The organism is Bacteroidia bacterium (assembly GCA_020852255.1).
Taxonomy (GTDB): Bacteria; Bacteroidota; Bacteroidia; order JADZBD01; family JADZBD01; genus JADZBD01.
In genome coordinates, this window is sequence record JADZBD010000005.1 from 43,961 (window position 1) to 68,625 (window position 24,665).

At 45.4% G+C, this 24,665-nt stretch carries 21 protein-coding genes and 1 tRNA gene; 6 read left to right on the forward strand and 16 right to left on the reverse strand.

From position 1 onward, the window contains the following. Positions 1-175 precede the first annotated feature (175 nt). The 5 genes from IT233_04415 to mnmE all read right to left on the reverse strand — a co-directional run bounded on the left by IT233_04415 (position 176) and on the right by mnmE (position 6,986). Positions 176-1,807 (reverse strand): T9SS type A sorting domain-containing protein, encoded by a 1,632-nt coding sequence (locus IT233_04415; protein MCC7301867.1) that lies wholly within the window; start codon positions 1,805-1,807, stop codon positions 176-178. A gap of 97 nt (positions 1,808-1,904) precedes the next feature. Further along, positions 1,905-2,750, reverse strand: a complete 846-nt coding sequence (locus IT233_04420) for a T9SS type A sorting domain-containing protein (GenBank protein MCC7301868.1) — start codon at positions 2,748-2,750, stop codon at positions 1,905-1,907. 201 nt (positions 2,751-2,951) lie between these two features. Further along, the gene (locus IT233_04425) at positions 2,952-3,863 is read right to left on the reverse strand and encodes a T9SS type A sorting domain-containing protein (protein MCC7301869.1); all 912 of its coding nucleotides are present in this window, start codon (positions 3,861-3,863) and stop codon (positions 2,952-2,954) included. A gap of 56 nt (positions 3,864-3,919) precedes the next feature. Continuing rightward, positions 3,920-5,278: a T9SS type A sorting domain-containing protein gene (locus tag IT233_04430; protein MCC7301870.1), complete on the reverse strand. Its 1,359-nt coding sequence runs from the start codon at positions 5,276-5,278 to the stop codon at positions 3,920-3,922. A gap of 307 nt (positions 5,279-5,585) precedes the next feature. Next, complete coding sequence (mnmE, locus tag IT233_04435; GenBank protein MCC7301871.1) at positions 5,586-6,986, reverse strand: tRNA uridine-5-carboxymethylaminomethyl(34) synthesis GTPase MnmE; 1,401 nt, start codon at positions 6,984-6,986, stop codon at positions 5,586-5,588. Between the two features lie 98 nt (positions 6,987-7,084). On the opposite strand from mnmE, the gene IT233_04440 reads away from it, so the two are divergent. From IT233_04440 to IT233_04450, 3 genes are all read left to right on the forward strand, one after another. Beyond that, on the forward strand, positions 7,085-7,462 hold the full coding sequence (locus tag IT233_04440; protein MCC7301872.1) for a four helix bundle protein: 378 nt from the start codon (positions 7,085-7,087) through the stop codon (positions 7,460-7,462). A gap of 325 nt (positions 7,463-7,787) precedes the next feature. After that, positions 7,788-8,780: a succinate--CoA ligase subunit alpha gene (sucD, locus tag IT233_04445; protein ID MCC7301873.1), complete on the forward strand. Its 993-nt coding sequence runs from the start codon at positions 7,788-7,790 to the stop codon at positions 8,778-8,780. 262 nt (positions 8,781-9,042) lie between these two features. Further along, positions 9,043-13,857, forward strand: a complete 4,815-nt coding sequence (locus IT233_04450; GenBank protein MCC7301874.1) for a PKD domain-containing protein — start codon at positions 9,043-9,045, stop codon at positions 13,855-13,857. Between the two features lie 6 nt (positions 13,858-13,863). On the opposite strand, the gene IT233_04455 is transcribed toward IT233_04450, so the two are convergent. From IT233_04455 to IT233_04475, 5 genes are all read right to left on the reverse strand, one after another. Next, positions 13,864-14,397: a hypothetical protein gene (locus tag IT233_04455; GenBank protein MCC7301875.1), complete on the reverse strand. Its 534-nt coding sequence runs from the start codon at positions 14,395-14,397 to the stop codon at positions 13,864-13,866. Positions 14,398-14,527: 130 nt separating this feature from the next. Continuing rightward, complete coding sequence (locus IT233_04460; protein MCC7301876.1) at positions 14,528-15,157, reverse strand: response regulator transcription factor; 630 nt, start codon at positions 15,155-15,157, stop codon at positions 14,528-14,530. Further along, complete coding sequence (locus IT233_04465) at positions 15,154-16,602, reverse strand: PAS domain-containing protein (protein MCC7301877.1); 1,449 nt, start codon at positions 16,600-16,602, stop codon at positions 15,154-15,156. Before IT233_04465 ends, IT233_04460 begins: the two co-directional genes overlap by 4 nt. A 7-nt stretch (positions 16,603-16,609) precedes the next feature. Continuing rightward, a complete protein-coding gene (locus IT233_04470; protein MCC7301878.1) occupies positions 16,610-17,008 on the reverse strand; it encodes a hypothetical protein in 399 nt (132 codons plus the stop codon). Positions 17,009-17,237: 229 nt separating this feature from the next. Next, positions 17,238-17,624, reverse strand: coding sequence for a hypothetical protein (locus IT233_04475; protein MCC7301879.1), 387 nt, complete (start codon positions 17,622-17,624; stop codon positions 17,238-17,240). A gap of 416 nt (positions 17,625-18,040) precedes the next feature. Between IT233_04475 and IT233_04480 the strand changes: the two genes are divergently transcribed. Beyond that, complete coding sequence (locus IT233_04480; protein MCC7301880.1) at positions 18,041-19,552, forward strand: hypothetical protein; 1,512 nt, start codon at positions 18,041-18,043, stop codon at positions 19,550-19,552. A gap of 483 nt (positions 19,553-20,035) precedes the next feature. On the opposite strand, the gene IT233_04485 is transcribed toward IT233_04480, so the two are convergent. The 3 genes from IT233_04485 to IT233_04495 form a co-directional block, all read right to left on the reverse strand. Beyond that, positions 20,036-20,296: a hypothetical protein gene (locus IT233_04485; protein MCC7301881.1), complete on the reverse strand. Its 261-nt coding sequence runs from the start codon at positions 20,294-20,296 to the stop codon at positions 20,036-20,038. A gap of 10 nt (positions 20,297-20,306) precedes the next feature. Then, entirely contained in the window at positions 20,307-20,765 is a 459-nt protein-coding gene (locus IT233_04490; GenBank protein MCC7301882.1) for a hypothetical protein, read from the reverse strand. Positions 20,766-20,806: 41 nt separating this feature from the next. Continuing rightward, positions 20,807-20,906 (reverse strand) — tRNA-OTHER (locus IT233_04495). 470 nt (positions 20,907-21,376) lie between these two features. On the opposite strand from IT233_04495, the gene IT233_04500 reads away from it, so the two are divergent. Both IT233_04500 and IT233_04505 read left to right on the forward strand, forming a co-directional pair. Beyond that, positions 21,377-22,324 (forward strand): hypothetical protein, encoded by a 948-nt coding sequence (locus IT233_04500; protein MCC7301883.1) that lies wholly within the window; start codon positions 21,377-21,379, stop codon positions 22,322-22,324. A gap of 58 nt (positions 22,325-22,382) precedes the next feature. Continuing rightward, positions 22,383-23,168 (forward strand): PhzF family phenazine biosynthesis protein, encoded by a 786-nt coding sequence (locus IT233_04505; GenBank protein MCC7301884.1) that lies wholly within the window; start codon positions 22,383-22,385, stop codon positions 23,166-23,168. Between the two features lies 1 nt (position 23,169). Here IT233_04505 and IT233_04510 read toward each other — a convergent pair whose 3' ends face one another. The 3 genes from IT233_04510 to IT233_04520 all read right to left on the reverse strand — a co-directional run. Next, entirely contained in the window at positions 23,170-23,565 is a 396-nt protein-coding gene (locus tag IT233_04510) for a hypothetical protein (GenBank protein MCC7301885.1), read from the reverse strand. Positions 23,566-23,753: 188 nt separating this feature from the next. After that, positions 23,754-24,131 (reverse strand): hypothetical protein, encoded by a 378-nt coding sequence (locus IT233_04515; GenBank protein MCC7301886.1) that lies wholly within the window; start codon positions 24,129-24,131, stop codon positions 23,754-23,756. Positions 24,132-24,136: 5 nt separating this feature from the next. After that, positions 24,137-24,665 (reverse strand): hypothetical protein (locus IT233_04520; GenBank protein ID MCC7301887.1); only part of this gene is annotated, 529 nt, incomplete at its 5' end.

Below are 24,665 nucleotides of genomic sequence, written 5' to 3' on the forward strand. Positions count from 1 at the left end.
GTTATTAACAACAGCCGAACAACTCATTACAGTCTCAAAACCCGGGTTAGGTACAAAGTTTTGTCCCCAAGCACAGGTTGAGAAAATCAAAAGCATATATAGACCCCGAGCAAATATCAAGCGTACGTTCCTTTACAGTAAATATACGAAAATGCTCCTAGACTTGCTTTGCCCTCTATTCTACAATAATGATTTTGTCCGTTACAATGACTTCTTCAGCTGATATTACCTTATAGAGATAAACTCCCGGGCTAATACCTCCCAGATCAAGTTGGTGAAATGCTTCGTTTTCTCCAAGGCTAATTGAGAGAATCCTTTGCCCAGTAATGGAGAAAATTTCCAGCGATGCATGAATCCCTTCTTCGACGACAAATTCCAATTGAGTTTTCCCGGTTGTTGGGTTAGGATAAATCCTTCCATTGCCTTTGTCATCCTGAGCGAATGTGACCTGCTGCATTCTTGCATTAAAAGGAACTGGCTCGATCAGCAACCTAAGCATAGCCCTTGCGCTATAAACGGCATCTCCACCTATTACAGGGTCTAGGTAAGCAATGTTATACAGCATGGCTGAATCCGCTACACTGAAATGTTCTACTCCTAATGCCCAAGTTGACAGATAAATCCGGTTGACTTCCTTCCTGTTCAACTCGGCACTGTAATTTGGATTAACTGTTGAACTCATATTACTTGCTGAATTAAAATCTTCAATCTCGATCAGGTCCGTTACTTGCTGCAAGGCTCCAACATTGCCCGCCTGATGTAGTAAGAAGAAGTTCTGGTATGTGCTATCGTCTGGAGCACCAAGAATCAGCATACTTGGATTATTTTTGAAAAACCTGTAAGCCTTTTTCCATCCCCACAATTTATTCTCTGGATCATTTTGCGGGAAAGAAAATTGATTTCTTACAATTTGACCGAAATCATTCTCACGCTGAATAATTGAAGGTGGGCCAACAGCATCACAAGCTGTTTGGTTAAAACTAGGATTGGGGGTTAAATTTGCGGTATTACTTGTTAGATTGAACAAGGGAATAGGTCTGAAATACCATTGAATAGGAGTAGGGAATATAGTCCCGGTCAAGTCAAATCCGCTTCCAGGGGCAGTCAGGTAGAGGTTATCATTGGGATTGGATGGTATGTACTGGTCACCAATCTCCGAGCCACCACTTCCGAATCCGAAATTGAATGGATACCAGTTGCTTGTGAAATTGTTACAGGTGAGTTTGCTACCGGCATTATTTATATCCATCACCACCCCATTCCCCATTCTAGTGAAAGTATTGTTACTCACTGTGGACTGAATGCAGTTCTCCACATAAGCCCCAAAGTATCGGGTGTAAGTAGCGCCGGTAGGAGCACCGCCTACCTTTGTGACAGTGTTCACATCAATAAAAACATTGTCGCTCATCCGGGCAATGATCCCATAACGGGGAGAAAAGACTGTGGCCGGGAAATTAATGATATTGTAGCGGGCCTCCGGTCTGAATGTAAGGGTGGTGAGATTATTCATATAGACACCCACCTTGAACATGTTGATCGTATTCTGACCGATCTTTACGTCAATCGGAAGCATGGTGGCATTTTCCACTCGTACACCCATTGCAGTATTGAAAGGCGGCGAGGGTGCCGTGAGCGTGTTGAGTTTAATGGTAAGATCAGCACCACCATTGTCAAGGCAATAGATCCCTGCAATTGTGGTAGCATTTATTATGTTATTATTAATGTTGTGAGTCTGCGCCTGACCGAACTGAAGGAAAACACCTGCATTTCGTGCTGAAATGTTGTTGTTCAGCACATTCAGTACCACACGGTTGGTGGCATTGATCCCTACAATGTTTCTCAGAAAAATGTTCGGCTCATTGGGATTAAACCCGCCAACTGTTTTTTATTAGAATAGTGGGCAATCAGCGTGCTAAAACGATCCTCTTATAAGTAATACCTCCACCTGTATGAATTCTGAGAAAATACAGCCCGTCGTCTTGACCGGTAAGATCAAGGACATAATCAGGTGAACTAATATTCGCACTACTGAGGATCACCCTACCCTGCATATCAACAACCTCCAGCAATCGTATGTCCGAAGATCCGTGAAGGTTAAATACACCAGCAGATGGGTTGGGATAGATCGAGATGAAATTATTTTCAAACTCAGGAATGGATACAGAAAAAAGCACGTCGACAAAGACATCCTGCATACAGTACCCGATCTGATAATACACATTGCTAATTCTCCTGTATTCCGTCACCTGAATAGCATAGCTGTAATGCTGTGGATAATCGTATGGCGGTTGCGGGGCAGGTTGAGGGCTGTTCCATAACAGATCCCCCGTAAGGGGATTGACCGATGTTCCCGGAGGAAAAAAGTATCCGGTCGTATTTAGACAGGGGATCATGGTAAAGGCCAGACTGTCTCCGTCAATAGGATCGGTACATCCCATAGTATACTGGAACGGCTGGTACAAGACCCCCGTATCAATAGGAAGCGAACTGAAATCCGGTGAGTTATTAACCCCAAAGAAGGAACTAATAATAAGGTAAGCACTAAAATCAACCGGAGTATTGATTGGATTACTCATATTCACAATTGGGTTGTTCCTGGTCGGAATACTGGTTGTAATTAGGTAATTCCCATTTCCCGGATAAGTATGCTGAACGTAATAAATATTAACCTTAATATGGCCGCTTATCCATACGCCATCTTTTGCCGGAAGACCACAGTTGAGTGAAGGGCCGTTTAACCTCGGGACCATAGCGCTATCACCGTCACCAAAAAATAAAAGTATTTCGCAATTATCCCCACTTGGATAGACAGTATCGGAAAAAGCAGTTACTTTTATTTCATAAGTGGTCCCTGACATATGCTTATACGTAATGTCTCCTGACAAAATGAGTTGGGCAGAACTATTCAAGGATACCAACAAAAAAAGAATGGCGAGGGCCCTCATCACTTCCTACTGTTTAATTATTTTTTTCGAGATCGATCTTTCATCAAAACTGACATTAACAACGTAAATACCCGGTGCAAAATCCTTTAAGGAAACACTCATATTAACTATTCCTGACCTACTTTCGCAATCGTCTGAATGTACGACTTGGCCAACACCATTTAAGATTGATATTCTGACATTTTTTCCACCCTCCAAATTTACAACAATATTGACGAAATCACCAGCGGGATTGGGAAACACTGAAAAGTCCAGTTCTCCAGGATCAGAAGGGTTGTGAACGGAGGCCAGTATTACCTGTTGTAAATCGAACTCAGAAATGAAGCCGTTAAACCCGCTCGATGTGTTCTGATTATAAGCTCCCGGAAAAATTACCAAAGGGAAATTGGTATTGTCGCTATTTGTTCCTCCTACCATAAACAGTGTTGTGGGAGCTACGGCAATAGCATATGGATTTTCAGTTCCCAAATAACTACCACCGTAATAGGTTCCCCAAATGTAGTGATGGTAATAGGTGTTGAATGTTGCTAAAAAAGCTTCCTCGTTCGCAGTGTACGAAGCATTGTATCCATTTATTAAATTTGGAGAGGGGGCCGCAAGTCCATTATAATCTGTTTTGCATAATACATAAAGATTATCAAAACCGTCAATGGCCAAATCTACTGCAAACTCAACCCCACTATCACCCATATAACTGCTCCACCAGACGCTACCACTCGAACTCAACCATGACATGAAGCAATCTCGCTGTCCGCCAAATGTACCATCGTAATAATCATAGCTACCCGAAGGATCAAGCAATGGGAAACCAGAACTGCTTTCCGTGGCACCAACAGCATAAACATGCCCATAAGAATCATACTCAACATCGTGGATAACATCCATTTGCGTTCCACCATAATAAGTTGACCACTCCAAAGAGTTTACAGGGCCACTTGTAAACTTTGTTAAAAATCCATCAATTACAAATGTAATCAGCGGGCTAAAACGATCCTTCTGGAAGCAATACCAGCATCCGTATGGATTTTGAGAAAATAGAGCCCGTCGGCTTGCCCTGTAAGATCAAGGATATAATCAGGAGATCCGATATTCGTGATACTCATAACCACCCTACCCTGCATATCAACAACCTCCAGCAACCGTATGTCCGAAGATCCGTGAAGGTTAAATACACCAGCAGATGGGTTGGGATAGACTGTGATGTCGCTTTCTGAAATAATTTCGCTTATTCCGGTTGTGTTGGCGCATGTGTCAACAAAATTACCCCCTGTCCATTTTGCAACAAAAATAACAGTATCAGGTGTGAGGTAATAAAAACCACCACTAATATATAGCTCATTGTTCATTAAAGTCATAGCACTTACAGGGTTGTTCAATCCTCCATATCCACACCAGTTCGTTCCGTCCCATGAGGCCAAATAATTCACGGTTATTCCTCCAGCGGTAATAAAGTCACCACAGACAAATAATTTATTATTAAATACGACAGCATCCTTTATTTGCCCATCAACTGGGGTCGTTCCGGCCACTCCTCCTCCAACATCCTCCCAATATGTTCCGTTCCATTTAGCAATATAATTACTCGGGCCCGGATAGGTAAATGCCCCCACAGCATATAACTCGTTATTATATTCTATGAGTTCTACGACGTCACCAAATCCTCCTGTAAATCCATTTCCTACCTGAATCCACGATGAGCCATTCCATTTGGCAACTCTATTGAAACCATTATTCGTGAACATCCCGCCAATATAAAGTTCTCCGTTAAAAACCAGAGCCGTAATAACCGAACCGTTCCAAACCATTGTGTTTCCCGGTAGACCACTCCAAGCTATTCCGTTCCACAGAGCAATACTATTTGCAGGAACGCCATCAATGGAAGAAAACTGTCCCGTCACCATCAAATCGTTACCATAAGAAACAAGATTACTTAGAGAGCCCGGTCCCATCGCACGTCCGATTGAATCCCAAGTCAGTCCGTTCCATTTGGCAACATAGTATTTATTATTCCAGACTATTGGACAAGAATAAATTTCATTGTTCCATCTCAAAAAGGAATTAGAGGATGAAGAAATCTCCGTTCCTAAAGGAGTCCAGTTAATTCCATCCCATTTTGCACGATTATTAAAGGGGGCACTCCCATAAAAAGTAAAAGAGCCACTAGCATAGATATTGTCAGAGAACGTGTCAGCGTATAATCTGGTTGGTCCATAATTGAACGTATCAATTCCAATCTGCTGCCAATTCTGCCCATTAAGTGAGGATGCTAAAAACCCCGTCTGCAAAATAACTGCAAACAGGGTTTTCCTTTTTATGTCTGGCACTACCTTCATTTCTCAATAATAATTTTTGCTGAAAGAACTTGATCCTCAATAATCGCTGTTACAATATAAATGCCATTAATAGATGTCAAGATACAGAGAATTCTTCGCACCGGTTTTCCTCTTGATAAGTGTTACTCTCATAGTGTTATGATATTTGAAGTTCAAAATCTGTTGCACTGCAACAAGAAAAAACGGTGACTGCAACAGGTCTGCAACAAATGTAGAGCAGGAATAGGAAGTAGTGTGATAAATACTATCAACAGTAAGTGTTGATATGCAATGAAGAGAAGTGTCAGGTCAACAAAAAGTCAGGAACTTACTTCCCGATACAGAACTTACCAAAAATATTATCCAGTAGTTCCTCCGTGCTTACTTCGCCGGTGATAAGACCGAGCTGGTGAAGTGCCGTGCGGATGTCGGAGGCAAGCAATTCTCCGCTCCGCTGCTGATTCAATCCTTCACTCACTTTATGCAGCGACTCGCCCGCTGCCCTCAAAGCCTGAACGTGACGCACATTTGTAACCACCGTCTCCGGTACCTGCAGCGCCCTGGTGTCAAACACATTCACTAAATGCATTTTTAATTCGTCCAGCCCTGACTTCTCCCTTGCACTGATGAACACTATGCCCGGAAACATTTCGTATTCCTTCCGCACCCGCTCCTCGTCCGCAAGGTCCATCTTGTTTCCCACCAACAACACATGCCCCTTCTTGGTGTGATCATTGATCTCCTCCATGATCTGTTTCAACTCCTCTGCCTTCACCTCCCGTACATCAAATAAGTAGATCACAATCGTGCTGCGCTCCATCTGCGCAAAGGTGCGCTGAACGCCCAACCGCTCAATCTCATCCTCCGACTCCCGTATGCCGGCCGTATCCATAAAACGGAATACCACCCCGTCAATAATCATCTCGTCTTCGATCACATCCCTGGTGGTGCCGGGTAACTCACTCACAATCGCCTTCTCCTCCTCCAACAGGGCGTTCAATAATGTACTCTTCCCGGCATTGGGCTTTCCTACAATCACCACCGGAATGCCGTTCTTGATCACATTTCCCATCTCAAAACTGTCGGCCAGCTTCTGAATGATCCGGATGATGCTCTCCACCAGATTCTTTAAATCACCCCGGTCCGCAAATTCTACATCCTCCTCCGAAAAATCCAACTCCAATTCCACCAGCGAAGCAAAATTCACGAGGTTCTCGCGCAACACCGAAATCTTCTGCGAAAACCCTCCCCGCACCTGCGACATCGCTACCTGGTGCGACGTGGCGGAATGGCTCGCAATCAGGTCGGCTACAGCCTCAGCCTGACTCAGGTCGAACTTCCCGTTCATGAAACCCCGAAAAGTGAATTCTCCGGGCTCTGCCAATCGTGCGCCTTGCTCCGTGAATAGCATGAGCAACTCCTGCTGTATGTACAAACTGCCATGACAGAAAATTTCCACCACGTCCTCCCCGGTGTACGACTTCGGCTCTTTATATACAGCCAGCATCACCTCATCCAGCAAAATCTCCCCGGTCCATATTTCTCCGTAATGGATCGTGTTGGGATAGAAAACCGATACATCCACCGGCTTTTTCCCCGGTAATTTGAATACCTCCGTGCAGTAATACAAGGCGTCCTGGCCGCTTAAGCGCAACATGGCTACCGCCCCTTGTCCGTGAGGAGTGGCAATGGCTATAATTGTGTCGTTCTTGAGGCTGTAGTGCGACATGTAGAGTTAAAGATATAAATAACAGAGGAATAGTGGGTTGTGGGTAGTGGTTTTAAAGATTATGAAAACCGGATCATGAGGACGAATATATTTGAAAAATGAAAAATAAAGATTTCAGAACCCTTGTTGCCTATCAGAAAGCTTTCGAACTGGCCGTAAGTATCCATCAGATAACACAAGGCTTTCCAAAAGAAGAAAAGTATTCACTAACAGACCAAATTCGGAGATCGAGCAGATCTGTATGTGCTAACATCGCTGAATCGTATAGAAAAAGAAGATATGTAAAACACTTTGTATCAAAACTAACCGACGCTGATTCGGAAGCAGCTGAATCTATCGTTTGGCTTGATCTCTCCCTCCGATTTGGATATATAAACGAATCCGTACATTCCGAACTTTCAGGCAATTATGAAGATATAGGACGACTCCTTAACTACATGATGTCTCATCCCGCCAAATTCTCCTCCCAACCTTAATCCCTATATCTGACAGCCTACTGCCAACTTATTTACTGCCAACTTATTTACTGCCCACTTATTTACTGCCCACTTTTTTACTGCTCACTTTTTTACTGCCCACTTTTTTACTGCCCACTTTTTTACTGCCCACTTTTTTACTGCCCACTTTTTTACTGCTCACTTTTTTACTGCCCACTCCCTTACTGCCAACTTATTTACTGCCAACTTATTTACTGCCAACTCCCTTACTGCCCACTTTTTTACTGCCAACTCCCTTACTGCCCACTTTTTTACTGCCAACTGCCCAGTTTTTTACTACTTTAGTCCTCCTAAAATCCTCCCTATGAGCGTATTGGTCAACAAAAAATCGAAGGTTATTGTACAAGGCTTTACCGGTTCTGAAGGCACCTTCCATGCAGGACAGATGATTGAATACGGAACGAATGTGGTGGGTGGCGTTACCCCCGGAAAGGGCGGTTCCACTCACCTGGGAAAGCCGGTTTTTAATACAGTAGCTGAAGCGGTAGAAAAGGCCAGAGCCGACGTCTCCATCATCTTTGTCCCCCCCGCATTCGCAGCCGACGCCATCATGGAATCCGCCGCTGCGGGAATCAAAGTGATCGTTTGTATTACAGAGGGAATTCCCACCAAAGACATGATCCAGGTGAAAGAATACCTGAAGGATAAGAATTGTCGTCTCATCGGTCCCAATTGTCCCGGTGTGATCTCCGCCGGAGAAGCCAAAGTGGGAATTATGCCCGGATTCGTTTTTAAGAAGGGAAAAATCGGAATCGTTTCCAAATCGGGGACCTTAACCTATGAGGCAGCCGATCAGATCGTAAAAGCGGGAATGGGAATCTCTACTGCTATAGGTATCGGAGGCGACCCCATCATCGGCACCACCACCAAAGAAGCCGTGGAACTCTTTATGAACGATCCCGGTACCGACGCCATTGTGATGATCGGAGAAATCGGCGGAGGAATGGAAGCGGAAGCGGCACGGTGGATCAAAAAGAATGGTAAAAAACCTGTGGTGGGATTTATCGCCGGTCAAACGGCACCGGCCGGACGAAGGATGGGCCATGCAGGAGCCATCGTTGGTGGTAAAGATGATACGGCTGCGGCTAAAATGGCCATCATGAGAAGCTGCGGTATTAGAGTATGCGACTCTCCCGCTGTAATCGGAAAAACAATGGCGGCACTGCTGGAGAGCAAAAAGAAACCGAAAACAAAAGCAGGAAAGTCTCCCAAAAAGAAAAAAAACTCCCCCAAAAAAGCGGCCAAAAAATCTCCCGCGAAAAAATCACACAAGCCGGTAAAAAAGCGCAGAAAGTAATACGCACACACCTTCCCCGGTTAACCCTTCTTTGCAAACGAAGGGTTTTTTTATGTCTGTAGCTGTGTTACTACATGCCTGTAGCTGCCTTACTACATCGCTTGTAGTTGTTTTACTACATGATTTGTAGTATTATTGCTACATGGTTTGTAGTTGTTTTACTACAATTCGTCTCCCTTACAGGCTCTCCCGTCTAATAAATTCGGCCGGGCAGGATCGCTTGTTTATGTTTGTATTACAGGTAATTACACCATTTAAAGGCATGCGATTTCTTCCGTTCTTTCTCCTGTTGTTCGCCTGCCTGAACAGCCAGCCTCAATCCATAGCCAATTACAGCAATACACGGTCTACCGGCACGGGCTATTCTTCCATTTTTTCCACGGCCTTCGCCTTCCCTGCCTGGAGGAACACGGCAACTTATTCTCAGGATGATAACCGATCCTACCCGGTAGAAATAGGTTTCGATTTCTGGTATAACGGCACCCGCTACACCCAACTATGCGTTTCCACCAATGGGTTCATTGATTTTTCCTCTTCCACCGCCAACGGTACCGGTACAGGAGCATATGGTTACATAAATTCAGCCTTCACGGGCAACGGTTCCGGCACATGGAACAGCATCGCTCCCGTATACGACGATCTCACCGCGCAGGGCGGAACCGATCCGCTGGGTAACAGCATCCGCTACCTGCTCAGCGGAACAGCCCCCAACAGGGTATTCACCATCGAATGGGTGAATATGGCGGTGTACCTGAATACCTCGCCATCGCTCAACTTTCAGTTAAAACTTTACGAGACCAGCGGAATCATAGAAATGAACTACGGAACCATGACACCCGGTTCCGCCAACTGGAGCTATACCTGCGGTATTAATGCCGCCACGCTGAGCAACACCCCAAATGTGAATCAATTAAAAAGCCAGCAAAGTCCGAATTCCAACACCTTCACCAACGGAGAATCGAATAATCTCACGCCCCTTCCGGTTTCCAATTCACGGATCACTTTCACACCTCCTGTGCCCGCCCCACCCTCCGGTGCACTTTCATTCAGCAGCGTTACTTCTTCCGGAATGACGCTGAACTGGACCAACTGGGCAGTGAACGAAGTGGGTTACGCGATCTATAAATCAACCAACGGCACCGATTACTTTTTTGTGCAGCAAACAGCGGCCAACGCCACATCGGCGGCAGTAAGCGGCCTTCTTTCCTCCACCACCTATTACTGGAAAGTAATGGCCGTAACCGAAGGCGCCGTGAGCAATGCGCTCAGCGGTACGCAGGCCACCATTTCCGGAGGCATAAAGATCTCGGCACAAACCGGCAACTGGCAGCAGGGAACTACGTGGTCGCCTCCGGGAATTCCGCAACCGGGAGATGATGTGATCATTAACAACGGACATACTGTAACCGTTAATCAGAGTGTAGATTGCAACAGTCTAACCGTAGGACAAGGAACTTCCGGCACACTGCAGATCGGAAATAATAATACGGTACGCGTGATGGAAGTAAACGGAAATCTCACGGTGAATTCCGGCGCCTCTCTGATCATCAATTCCGCTTCGAATACTACGCATCGCATGTTGTTACAAGGCAACCTCACCAACAACGGAACCATTGACCTGAACCGTGATGCCAACAGCAAATGTGATCTCCACCTCATCGGTACAGGAACACTTACATTCAGCGGAAGCGGAACGGTAAATGATTATAACCGCATCATTGTAAATATGGGAACTTCCATGGCAAACATCATGGAAATGACCTGCAGCAGTTTCAGCGCGATCAATGGTTTTCTTTCTCTGAAGAACGGCACGCTGAAAGTTTCCATCCCCTCCTCTGTCACAATGGTTCCCTGGGCGAACGGTGGTACCGACACGGTTTACACCAATGGTAAATTCTGGATGAATTCATCTACGGTAACAGCCAATGCCCTCAATACACTGGGATTACTTGGCGCCATCCGGATAAGTAACGGAATGCTGAATATCGGTGACGGCGCCAATGAAAACCTGATGGTGGTTGGGGGAAGCGTTCAGATCGAGAACGGCAATGTAAATGTTGCCGGGAGGTATTTTACGAGCGGCATCAATAATATCGCCAATTTCAATATGTCGGGCGGCACACTCACCCTCCCATCGGTAAGTTCTACCTCGAACATAGATGCTCCGTTCCAGATCACCGGGGTGGGAAGTAATTTCCAGATGTCGGGCGGAACCATTCTGATTCCGAGGGAAGGCGGAACCGGTTCGGCGAATCTGGGGTTTGTGAATACAGGATCTTCCGGCGGATCTGTAACGGGCGGTACACTACAGATTGGGAACAGCACTACTCCTCTTTCGCAAACTATTTATATCAACAGCAGTTTTCCTGTCGGTAATCTGCTTGTGAACTCCGCTAACGCTTCGGCGGTGCTGATCACCAACGCGCTCACCGTTATCCAGAATGTGAACATTGCTGCTGGAATTTTAAACGCCAACAGCCGCAATATTTCTCTTGGTGGGAACTGGAGTGATGCCGGAACTTTTACCCCCGGTACCGACACTGTATTTTTCAATGGAACTTCCGGCACCCAGCTTATCATCAACGCATCCGGGGAAACCTTCGACCAGCTTCAGTTCAGCGGAGGCGCTTTGAAAGTGCTGAATTGTGCTGTCAGCACCGGACGCGACCTGATTATCGGCAGCGGTTGTACGCTGGATGTGAGTGCATCCAACCACTCCCTCTTTGTGAAGGGCAGCTGGATAAACAACGGCACCTTTATGGCGCGGGGCGGAACGGTAGAAATGAATGGAACCACTGCCTCCATCCTGGGTGGTAGCACACAAACCACTTTCCGGAACCTTACCATCAGCAACGGCGCCGGAGCTGCGCTCTCCCAATCCCAGAAACTGGAAGGCACCCTGCTGCTGAACAACGGCACTTTTACCACCACCGGATTTAACTTCACCCTGCTCTCAACAGCCGCACGCACCGCCCGTATCGGCACTATTACCGGAGGGGATATCGTGGGAAATATCATTATGCAACGCTATGTGCCGAATGCACCAAACGACTGGCGTTTTATTGCCTCGGCAGTTACCGGCACGCATACCCTGGCAGAATGGTCAGATGATTTCATCATGGCCGGGTTCCCCGGATCTCAGTATCCGAATGACCCGGTGCCCAGTGTGTGGACCTATGACGAAACGGTGCCCGGCCATAAGGACAGTGGTTTTGTGGCCGCCACAAATATTACCAACCCGGTGGTTAACGGCAAAGGCTACTGGGTATACATGGGACCCACCCCGCTCACAGTAGATATTACAGGGCCTCCCGGAAAATTCAATCACAGTTTCCCCCTGACCTTTACACTTACTGACATTAATGATTACGACGGATGGAATCACATAGCGAATCCCTATCCCTCCTCCATTGACTGGGATTCACCCAACTGGAGCCTCACGAATGTGGATAATGAAATTTCCATATGGAATCCGAACACTCAAACCTATGCCCAGTATTCAGGAGGCGTTCCCATCAACGGAGGAAGCAATATCATTCCCAGCTCGCAGGGATTTTGGGTTCATGCCAACGCGGCGAATCCGCAACTTATTGTCTCCGAAAACTGTAAGTCTGCTACGGATACAGATTTTATTAAAATCAGTTCCCAGCAATTCACCACCACTTACAACAACATACTTCGCCTGACATTAAGCGGTAATAATTACTACGATGAAACCGCGATACGCTTTACGCCCTCTGCTACGGATACCTTTGATGCTTCGTATGATGCCCATAAATTCTGGAGCCTGAGTTATGATGTTCCGCAGCTATGCACGAACCGGGGCGGACTGGAGTACGGAATTAACGCCCTGCCTGTTCCCACCCAGCAGATCAGCCTGCCGCTGGGAACCTATATCGGCTGGGGCTACAGCGGCACGTACACCCTGCGCAGAGACAGCACATGGAATCTTCCCAACAGTATGTGCGTAATTCTGGAAGACCTTCTTACAGGCACCATGACGGACCTGAGAAGCACAATCGGTTACACCACCACGATGTATGATACCATGACGGTTCCCCGTTTCATTTTACACATCGGGCCGCCCATCCGCAAAGAACGCATACATGTAAACTGCCCGGGCGGAACAAACGGAATGGCCGTTGCAGAAGGCCTGGGAAGCGGCCCCTGGGATTATACATGGAAGGATGGGAATAACATTGTGCTGCGTCAGGTGAACGCCATAAGCGGACCGGATACACTTCAGAATATCGGCGCCGGTATTTACACGGTGGAGATCAATGGCAATTCCGGTATCTGCGGTTTTCTGAGTGATACAATACAGGTAGAAGGTCCCCTGGCAATGAATATACTTAGCCAGGTTACGCATGAAAGCTGCAGCGGAACCGGTGACGGAAGCATACAGATTCTGCAGACGCTGGGAGGAACAGCGCCATATACTTTCCTCTGGTCGAATGCACAAAGCAGCCAGAGCATTCAGAACCTGGCAGCCGGAAATTATACCCTTACTGTCACCGATGCCAACGGATGCACACAGAGCTTTTCCTTTACCCTGAACAGTAACGGCACCGTTGCCTCTGTGTTCAGCATTGCTTCCGACACACTCATACTTGGAAATGCACAGGCTGTATTTTCCAATTACTCCTCCGGTTTTAGTTCCTTCATCTGGGACTTCGGCGACGGATATCAAAACACCGTTCAGCTGAATCCCGTTCACACCTACACCCAGGCGGGCGTGTACACCGTTAGTCTTACTGTAAATACCGTTCTCTGCAGCAGCAGCAGTACGGCCACAGTTATTGTATTGCCGGCCAATATAGGAACCGGCGAAATCGGGGCGTCCGGATTTATCATAAAATCCATTGATGCCGGAATGTGGGAAATCATTCTGCCTCAGGGACTGGAAGTAAACGCCTGTATGATCACTGATGTACTGGGAAGAACCCTCAGTGCGAATCAGCTGGAGTGGGTGGGAGTGAAAATAAAAGCAGACCTGCGGAATAGCGCCGCAGGCCTGTACTTCATCCGGCTCCTGACACCGGACGGAGAACGCACCATCCCCATAGTGCGTGAATAAACCAGATTATTTAACAGCAGTAGTAACCGGAACGGTGGGTTCAGCCTGGGCAACAAAATTGAGTTGAGCCATGCGAACAAAAGCCGCATAATCCATATCGTGAGAAAAGAGGCGTGATGCTTCGTTGAAGGCGATCTTTTCATCAGGCATGGAAACCGACTGCGGGTCGTAGGTAACCACATCGGGAACAAGCTCCACCTGTTTCAGGAGCTGGTAGGCCATTTTCTGACTTACAGAAGCAGGCATCCATGTACTCACACTGAATTTACGGACATGGAAACCCTCGCTGCTTACAACAATGGTATAGTCCTTATCGCGCTGCAGCCAGAACCGGAAAAAATAGAAGTACTCGGGCTTCTCGGACGAGTACACGCAGGTTCTTCCATCATAGACTTCCACTTTCGTACCCTTGGGGGTTTTTTTGCCGTAAGTGATGTGAAGGGATACTTCCAGGCATCCGGCATTATTTATGGCATTGTCGCCGGCCTGGGAGGTTACAGTTCCGATAAGGATGAGTGCAGTAAGGAGAAGCGTTTTCATGGTATGTTGTTTTTAGGTTTACGATGTGTTTGACAACACAAAGCAACAACATCCCGTTCCCGTATAAAATAGTAAACCCACAAAAATCATGTAGTAATTTCCCCTCCCTCTTGTAGTAAAATTACTACAATCAGATCAGTTTATGATCCACCGCGTAATGGGTCATGTCCGCAATCGTCTTGAGTCCTGTTTTCTCCATCACCCTGGCTTTGAAGGTGCTGATAGTGGAAACGCTGAGTGACAGGTTTTCTGCAATTTCCGAAAGGCTGCAGCCTTTGGCCAGCTGCATCATGGTTTCCAGTTCGCGGGGACTCAGTCCTTCGTGCGGCGCTATTTCCTCGGGGTTTTCGAGCATCTCCACCAGCTTTTCCGCCAGCTCTGCCGTTATGTATTTTCTTCCGCCCAGGAGGGTCCGGATCGCGTTCATCAGTTCCTTTTCAGAGGCCGATTTAGAAACATATCCCGAAGCGCCCTGCCGAAGTGATTTCACGGCCACCAGTTCCTCGGGGTGCATACTGTACATAAGGACAGGTACATTTTTATCTTCACGTCTGATCTCAGACAGTACCTCCATACCTCCCCGGCCCGGCATATTTACATCCAGGATGATAAGATTCCATTTCCCATTTTGAAAAAGGCGGAGCGCTTCAGCAGAATCCTCCGCCTCCCTGATGGTAATATCACCCAGCTCATCGGTTAGCAATAGTTTAAGACCCCTGCGGATCGCAGAATGATCATCACATATCAACACTTTCTTCATGCCGCCTGTATTAATGGAACCTTAACAATAAGCAGAGTACCTTCACCCGGAGCAGACTCCACATTAAACTCTCCGTCTATCCCGGAAGCCCGCTCTTTCATGCCCATCAGTCCGGTGCTGAATTCGTTTTGCAAAACACCCGGTGTGAATCCCCTCCCATTATCGCCGATCACGAGTGAAAGATCATTCTCTTCTCTGAATAAAATAAGTTCCATTGCCGTGCAGTCTGAATGTTTAACCGCATTATTCATGGCTTCCTGGCAAATCCGGAAAAGTTCAATGGAAATTCTCTTATCCACCTTCGCATCCTTCATATTCGTTTCATATTTGATGGGAATACCGGTTTTCCTCCGGAATTCTTCGGCCAGCCAGCCGATGGAGGCAGACAATCCGAGTGTATCCAGCACACCGGGCCGGAGGTCAGTAGCCACCTTTCTTACACTTTGCATCATCCGGTCCGTTTCCCCGATCAGTTCCTGCACGGTATCAAGCGCTGCGGAGGCCGTCGCCGGCAGGTGGTTCCTGAGTGAGAAGAGCGAAAGCCGTAACCCGGTTACCTGCTGCCCCAGTTCATCATGGATTTCGCGTGCCAGCCGGGCCCTTTCCTCTTCCACCACTTTGTTGAGGTGTTTGGAAAAATTCCGTATCCGTATCTCCGCTTCCGTGCTGGCGGTAACATCCATGATGCTGCCGACCCTGACCGTATGCCCATCCGTGTCTATATGAAAGGTGGAATCATCCCGCAGCCACTTTTCTGAGCCATCTATCCACCGCACCCTGAATCGGTGGCAAAGAAACCTCCCTTCTACATCTGCTTTCCTGTAGGTTTCGAGAAGAACGGGGAGGTCGTCGCGGTGGATGCGGGAAAAGAGAAGGGTATGATCTCTGAGCAGCTCCTCCGGTGCGAATCCCCAGATAAAATGTGCATTGTCAGAAATAAAGTCGTACCGCACCTTACCCTGCGGGTTCCGGAGATAACGGTACACGAGTCCGGGAATGGAGGAGGTAACTTCTTTCAATATTTGTTTTTCCCTTCTTAGTTCTTCCAAGGCTTCGTTCCTGGACCTCCTGCTTGCGGCCTCGGCCAGCACCCGGCGGATGATAAAAGGAATTTTAGCCAGGTGATCCGACAGGATATAATCCGTAGCCCCTTCACGTAAGATTTCTGCGGCGTCGCCCTCTCCGTTTTTATTCACGATGAAAATAACCGGTGTTTCCGGGCAGAAAAAAAGACTCATCTGAAGAATCAGTTTGCCCGAAAATTCTCCCCTCTGGTACTGGGAAATCACCAGTGCCGGCTCCTGTTCCTCAAGAGCTTGGCGGAACCCTACCAGAGAATCCGCTACCATTATTTCATATCCATGGAACGATTCCCTTAAAATGGGAACGATCTGTTCCGGCAGTGCCGGGTCCGTAAAAAATACAAGAAAATGCTTCCCCTTCATCCCTGCTTCATTTTACGGTGTGGCAACGAATTCCCAATGCGTCATACAGCGTTTCCTTCTGAATGGGAGACTCCAATACCTTGCTCACACCTGCGGTGAGCAATGCAGGGTGGGAAATTTCTATAGGAGCCGGGGCATAACCGATCACCGGCGTACCATTTGGCAGGGCAGAGCGTCCTGAGCGGATCAGTTCGCAGATCTGGCATTTAGGCAATGCAAGATTCAGAAGAAGGAGACAAACATGAGAGAGATCCGAGCCCATGAAGAATTCAGACAACTCGATGCCGTTCCTAAGGTGTTTGATAAGACAATGAGGTTGGGATGCACGCATCATTTCTATCAGACGGGAGGCCTCGCGGGCATCCGGTTCTGCGACCAGGATCAGATGCGATGCATGTTGCTTCATAATGAAAGAACTACCAACATCAATAACACACTCCAGGCCATAATGACCACACTGGTAAGCATGGGCACCTGTGGCCGTTTGCAGGGTTTACGATATAAATCGGTTTTTTGTTTCATTTAAGGCATCCTAACTAATGTTACAACAATCGTCAGCTTAACATGTAAAGCACGATACAGAGTGTAATCCCTATGAGGACCAGTATGATATCTGTAATAACCTCGCGTTTCATTCAATTGAGCTGGAAATTATAGGTAAGAGATTTCAGTTCCCTCACATTAAGGGGGTGGGAGATACTACCTTTAAAGAGGGGCAATTCCTCAACTTCCATTTCAGCGCGGCTGGGAGTATTTCCCTTTTTGAGGATCACCACTTTAAGTCCGAGGGTTTTGCGGAACGGAAGGTTTTTGAGCCATTCCAGGAAATGCATTACGGAGGCGGAGCGGGTATTTGCGTCAAGAATTACGAGATCGGGGCGATGAGAACCTATAAAGTTCCGCACCGCCCCCTCCCTGGTGGTCTCAACCTCTATATCATCCCCAAAGAGCAGCGAACGGCAGATGTCGTACCGGTACTCATTGAGCCGGATCTCATCTGATCCAAGCATGAGGATTTTCATAGGGGTTAGTATTTAATTCATTCCATCATCTACATGCCCGATAATCTGATCGCCGCCAACCAAAACTGTTGTGTGATAAGGGTTCGATGTATCACAAAGTCTGGATCCGTCCTGATACACTTGAAGTACAACGACATTCGTATAGCCATTGTTAGTCAAGTACGAAATGCAATCTCTATTAGTCACAATGACCGCCGAGGAGGTGTTTGACTTGGCAGATGTAAAAAGTAACGTTCCCACCAGGAACGCACCAATAAGTATCAACTTGCTTTTCATGTTTGAATTTTTTCTCAAATCAAGCCACTTAGCGTTTTGATACCAAGCAGAAAGACGTATATTTGTTACGTCATATTCATCATCATAATATTCTATAATTCTGTATTTCAAGTATTTATATAGTTTAACTGTTACATCATATGAATGAGCTGGCAAGCATTATAGAAATCCTACCAGAAGGCTTAATTTCTTACGTACGTAATCAATTACCATCTAACACTTCCCGGAGCTCTGGCCGCTCGAAATACCTTCAATTATTCGACCTAATACGACGTTATGGACAACAAAACGACAAGTTCTATTCCGCTAAGCTTTACAAAGACGGAATTCATTCCGAATATCGTGTTCTGAAACATAGATTAAAAAACAAAATCTTACAAGTTCTTTTGCAAGAGGAAGCCACCACACGTGTAAGCAGCTTTGACAGGATTGATTTAGAAATGATGGAATCAATTAGACAACTCTATGCAATCCGCATTCTTTTACGACTAAGAGGTAATACTCAGTTAATCTTTAATCTTCTTACAGAAGTGGAAAACAAAACAAAAAAGAATGAACATTATGGGTTGCTTCTTGAATGCCTACATCTTAAAAAATATAATCTAGCGTATATTAAATCAGTCGATGAATTTGCTCTCATTAATTCCGAAATTGAGAAAATCCACACCTACTATAAACTTGTAAATAAAGCGAATGATTCATATCACCACTTTATACTCCTGAAACAAATACGTCACACTAATTCTTCTGAGAAAGAAAACTCTAAACAACTAAGAAACAGCATTAATGAGCTTAGAAAGGACATAGAATACACTAAATCTCCACTAGCGCTATATTTTGTATTAATGCTAGAAATGGAATATCATGAAGTAAATCGCAATTTTGAAGCTGGCAGAGAAACGAGCGAAGCCATATGCAATCATGTAGTTTCTCATCCAAGTGTTATGAAATCACAACGTTTAGGCAGCGCTTTCATCAATGCGGCCTTCTTTAATGCTAAACTTAAAAACTACTCGACAGCTTCTTTGCAAGCCGAAAAAGCTCTAGAGCACACGTTAGCGCACGCAACAAATACTGTTATCTATACTATTGTTCTTATCAAACTTAATATTTACCAAGATAATTTGATGAAGGCAGAACAACTACTAACACGCGCTAAGCAAATTGCCTACAATATTAAAAGTGACGCCCTCCTTGCTCAGTTGGAATTTCTAAAACTTATAATACTAATTAAAGAGAACAAACTTCGTCATGCTTCCAAAATTGCTTTGATTAACACACACTTAGATCAAGACAAATATGGCTATGGAATTTATCAAAGATTATTTGCTGTTTATACTCTTGGATTGTTAGGAAAAACCGAAGGGGCTGACTCCATACTCACTATGCTAATGAGGAAACGTTCAGAATATTGTGGAAAAAATCAAAATGTTCGATTATTTTACCTCATAGAATTACTTGCAAAATGGAGCAAGCATGGATACAATATAAATTTATTTAGCGATAAAGAATTCATTGAATTACGACACAAACTCAATTCGTCGATTCCCCAATTGGCCTGGTCTCCTCTAGATCATGAGGTAATATCCCTGAGTGAACTGTTCTTTCGCACGGTTTCCAAAAGAAAACCACAAGATTTAACGATTGTCTAACAAAATTTATTCGTAATTCACCAATAGAATAAATGCAAGATCTAGTCGACCTTATTCAGTCATTACGACCAACGGAAACAAGAAAACTTAAACAACTCCTAAATGGAGGAGGAAAGCGCTCTGAATCCGGAACAATGCAACTTCTTAGAATATTAGAAAAAGATTCCACTCATACTAAAAGTGCAACTTTAGGGAGTAGTTATGGGTCTATATGTAAGCGGGTACGACGGTATCCGTTACAGTACATTATTAACTTAATCTATTCTATTTGAATGAGGTTTGAAATAACCGAGGGGATGATTCGGGAGCTATCAGTGCTCGGAGTTGTAATCATCATCCTGATTTGGAGTCTGTAAAAAGGCACTGAATCAACCGATTAAGAGTGGGAAGCGTAATCCCCACCTTTGAGAATGGTAAACTTACTTCGTGAAAACGAGCCGTACTAGATGAATCCCAGTGAACGAAAACACTGGGATTCCGTATTTATAGACTATCCTGCTTTACCTCTCTCCAATTGATTAGGAATTGCGCCCAATCAGCCGTAGCCGAAGACTTGGCTTTCTTCTTAGGATCAACTAGGCTAGGTTCAAAATCAACATAGACTTCATGCCCCTTCTCCCCATGTCCATTAACGTATACATCGCTAACCTTATACTGGAGTCCGGTTTTTTTATTGAAGTATCGTTGGCCAATGAGTTTAGGCTTTTGTTCTTCAGCTAAAGCAATTGCGTCAAGTTCTTCCATAGCCTATGCGTCAGTTAGTATTAGTGGCCAATTGGTTCTTTTCGACTTTGATGAAATAGAGATTCTTGTACCCTTCCTTTTTTGCGCCGACGAATCCGTCTTTTGCTAAAGACGAGGCATGGAAGGTCACAATACCCTTCGCTACTTCAACAGAAGTCGATGGCTCCATCCGGTGATAAGCAGAGGCCATAGCGTTGGTATCGCCACTTATGATCATCTTTAGGGCGATATAGGTTTTTTGCCTTTGGGTCAAGTTCTTATGATAGGTCGCCGGAAAGACATTTTTCTTTGGTAAAGAAGTTGTCGGAGATCCGTTTTTTATAAGAGATTTTGCTTCCTTCTCCCTAAGTTGCTGATAATAAGCCTTTACGGCTTGTATATGTGCCAAAACTTCTTGGATCTCTTTCTCTTGTAATAAAAGTTCATCCTCTTGTTTGGTCAAATCATAGATGAATTCCTTGTAGTCCATTTTCTGTAAGTTTTAATAGTTATAACTTTACTCTGTTATTGAACAAGGGGGAGGATTCGAACCTCCATTGCAACCTTCGCAGGCTTACGCCTGAAACCTTCCGCGGTTTGGTTGTCTCCTTTCCAATTGAAGGACCCTCGTTTGTAATGAGAGGAATGGCCAACGCCCTTCTTCCTACTTGGTAGGTAGGCGGGATTTGTTAACCACTCTCTCTCACTGAGAAGAAAAGGTCGGGGGTAATCGGTACCTGAACAATATTGATTCCCTGACTTTTTTCTAGACTCGATAGCAAATTTAATTAGATAAAAAGTCTTGTAAGTTTTAAACTATTGACAGTTTTCAAAACTTTTAAACACCCCTCTTGGTAAGCCATTTTTATAAAAGACTTTTATCCGATCATGAAAAAGCCCCGAAAAAAAACCGCTGTTATTAAACAGAAGGAACCTCAGAAGGCACGTGGCACTAGGCTTTCAGAGGAGGAGCTCAATGGCAATCTTCAGGCACTCCTGAAGATGAAACAAACAAAATAATTTACCCAATTTTTAGTGAAACGCCCTGTTTTCGGGGCTTTCAGAGGAATTTAGTGTAAAGAAGTATAACAACGCCAATTAATGTCCGAACTATCAGACAAGATTGAAAAAACCTACTTTAATCTTATACTCACACCCAAACTTCAAGACCCATTGCGTCACCTTCAAACAAGGTCATTCCTCCAAAGCAGACTTGATGAGATTAATGAATTGCGGAAAGTGTGCGGAAAATTACACTTACTGGATGACTTTTTACTACAATACCTCATCATTGAGATGGGTATTGTCTCTAAAAAATACCACATTTCCCTTCGTGCTGCAAGCAGGCAACTATATCTCTATCATACGAGCAAAGTGAATCACCATCCCCATAAGTTGCTCAACATTTATTCCAACGTTTCGCAAATACATATTTATGCAGGGGACACCACAGGAGCAAAAAAATACCTGGGGAAAGCCCTAAAATTATCCGATCCAAAAAAGGACAACTATCTTTTATGCCATGACCTTGCTTTCCTCAATGAGTTTTACAGCGAGAACCTCCCCTCCGCTGCGCGGCATTTGGAGATTTGTCTGAAAGCGCCGGAATCGCATGGAATGTTCCGGCTGAGTAAATACCGCTACCATGCCGCATGCTTGGAGTTTGTCAAAAAAGATTACAAGGAAGCCTTAAAACACTTTTCTCAACAATTCGATTTTCAGCAGGATAAGATGGGTTACGCCATCTGGCTGCGAATTATGCAGATCCTCTGCCTGGTGGAAACCGGGGAAATTCCGGCTGCCATCTCCAAAGTGGGCGTGCTCGAGCGACAATTTCTCCGCCTGAGAAAAAAAGAACCGCTTCCGGAACGAACTACCCTGGTCATCAAACTCCTAATCAATCTTGGCAAAACCGGTTTCCGGCCCTCGCGCCTTCGTAAAACCACCCTGCGCTCCCTCCAGCTGCTGGGTGAAAAGAAACAAAACTGGTCATGGCAGCCTTTTACTCCTGAACTGGTGAAATTTCATGAATGGGTACGCAAGATGTAACACGTTTTTTTCTTTGTAAACTTCGTACCTTGTACGGCATACCCATCCTCTGCCCCCTATGCTGTATAAAATCTTCCAGGTGGATGCTTTCACCGACCAGCTGTTTCATGGAAACCCCGCCGCCATTGTTCCCCTGGAACGCTGGATGACCTACGATAAACTCCAGAATATTGCACTGGAAAATAATCTGTCTGAAACAGCATTCTTCGTAAAGGAAGAGGATAAGTATCATATCCGCTGGTTTACCCCGGCGGTGGAAGTAGACCTCTGCGGCCACGCTACCCTCGCCGCTGCCTTTGTGATCTTTAATTATTATGAACCCGACGGCTCCCTGATTACCTTCCACTCCCGTTCGGGGCCTCTTGAAGTAAAACGCGAAGGGGAACTCCTCCTTATGAACTTCCCCTCTGATTCACTGCGTGAAGTACCTGCTCCTAAAAAACTTATTGACGCCATGGGAAAACTTCCAAAGGAAGTATGGAGGGGTAAATCCGATTATATGCTGGTGTATGCCTCCCTCTCCGATATAGAAGAAATGAAACCTGATATGCGCCTGCTCTCGGAAGTGGAAACGCGCGGGGTTATCATTACTACCCGCGGAACGGATTCCATTGATTTTGTTTCCCGCTTTTTTGCCCCGGCCTGCGGGGTAGATGAGGATCCTGTGACCGGATCTTCCCACACCACCCTCACGCAATACTGGTCAAAAAAGCTTAATAAAACGGAGCTCAACGCGCTGCAACTCTCCAAAAGACGCGGATCTCTCCATTGCAGAACGCTGGGAAACCGTGTGGAGATAGCTGGTAAAGCGGTTCTCTACCTGAAAGGGGAAATTGAAGCCTGATCTACTTCTGGATGATAATGTCATCCGCCGTCACTTCCTGCTTCTTGTCCGTGATCTCCACCTGCTTGAAAATGGCAATGGGCTTTGTGGATGCCAAGGTTGAATCTTCTGCGTATGCATACACCCAGTATTTTCCTGGACGCAGATAGGAAAACTCATAATTGCCGCCCGGTGCTGTACGGGTGCGCTCATCGTATGCCGACGTGGAATCGTCGCCATAGATCAGATACACTTCTTCATCCGGTCCGTAATATACCCCCGTTAGCAGGGTAAAACTTCCGTTGAACTGCCGGACTTTTACTTTTCCTGTTATGCTTGAATTTCCTCCTGAACCGGGATCTTTGGCACAGGATGCAATCAGAATAAGCAGTGGGAAAAATAAAACAAGGCGTTTCATGTGTATGTGTTTACGCAAATTTAATATTTATCTCTTGTTTCTTGGGCAATGTTACAATTACTTGATTTTCCGCTAATTGTAGCCTTTGGACGCTCACTTGCGCTCAGCACCCCCCGCGTTAACAGGGGTGAGGGGTGAGAGAAGAGCACGATGAAGAAAATTGTTGCAATGAAACAAATGCAAATGACTTATATAGTGATGGTCAAAATAGGTTGAGCACTCTTGATATTTATTAAGCGCTTTTTAGATACATCTTTCAGGTTTTCATCATATGCCCTCGTGAGGCCGAGAATAGTATCCTCCTCATACGAGAGGAAATCAGTAAAAAAATCATCTAACACATAAATCTTGACTTCTGCCAACCGAAAATCAAGTATCGCAAGGCGATAAACGTTGTGCGGCTCTATATAAATAAATGCAGCTGAACTCCCATTAGTATTGGTAATAGACTTATGGCTATACAAGCCCGGCACCTTGACTTGATGACCTTCTTTAAAATAATAGAGGCTTCCAATTTGGAGACCACCCATTCCAACTTCGTGTTCTATTTCTACTACGAAATTCATTTCAATCAATTTTGTATCGAGTTTGGTATCGGTCCTTCAATCACCTTCATTATATTATCATCTACGTAGAACTCCTTAAGAAAATAATACTGCTCTCCACCACCAGTGGCGTATAGGCCAAAACCGTTAGTGCTTACTTGCGACGCTACTTTGCCATAAAGAAGTGGGGTTCCTTTTCGAATACGTACTTTTGAAATGTAAGACGCTGAATTGCTGACAGGTAAAGCTAATTCCTTTCTTGCACAATTGGGACATAAAATTTTATCAGCGTACCAATAGCTTTTCAAAAATCCATCCTGATTAATATGTCTTATCAAAAGAATATCCTCGGAAAATACCTTTAGCTCAATTGTGCCTGACATGAACGCATCAATAACGGCCTGTCGAGAGGAAACCGGCACCCTCGCCAAATAATCCTCCACTGTTTTGATTTCGCTGACCCAGGAGGGGAGGCCGGTGGGAAGGGGTGGCAGAAGATCGGCTTCAAGATCGCGTTTGAAGGAATCCTTGTATAGGGTTTTGAGCTTTTCGTAA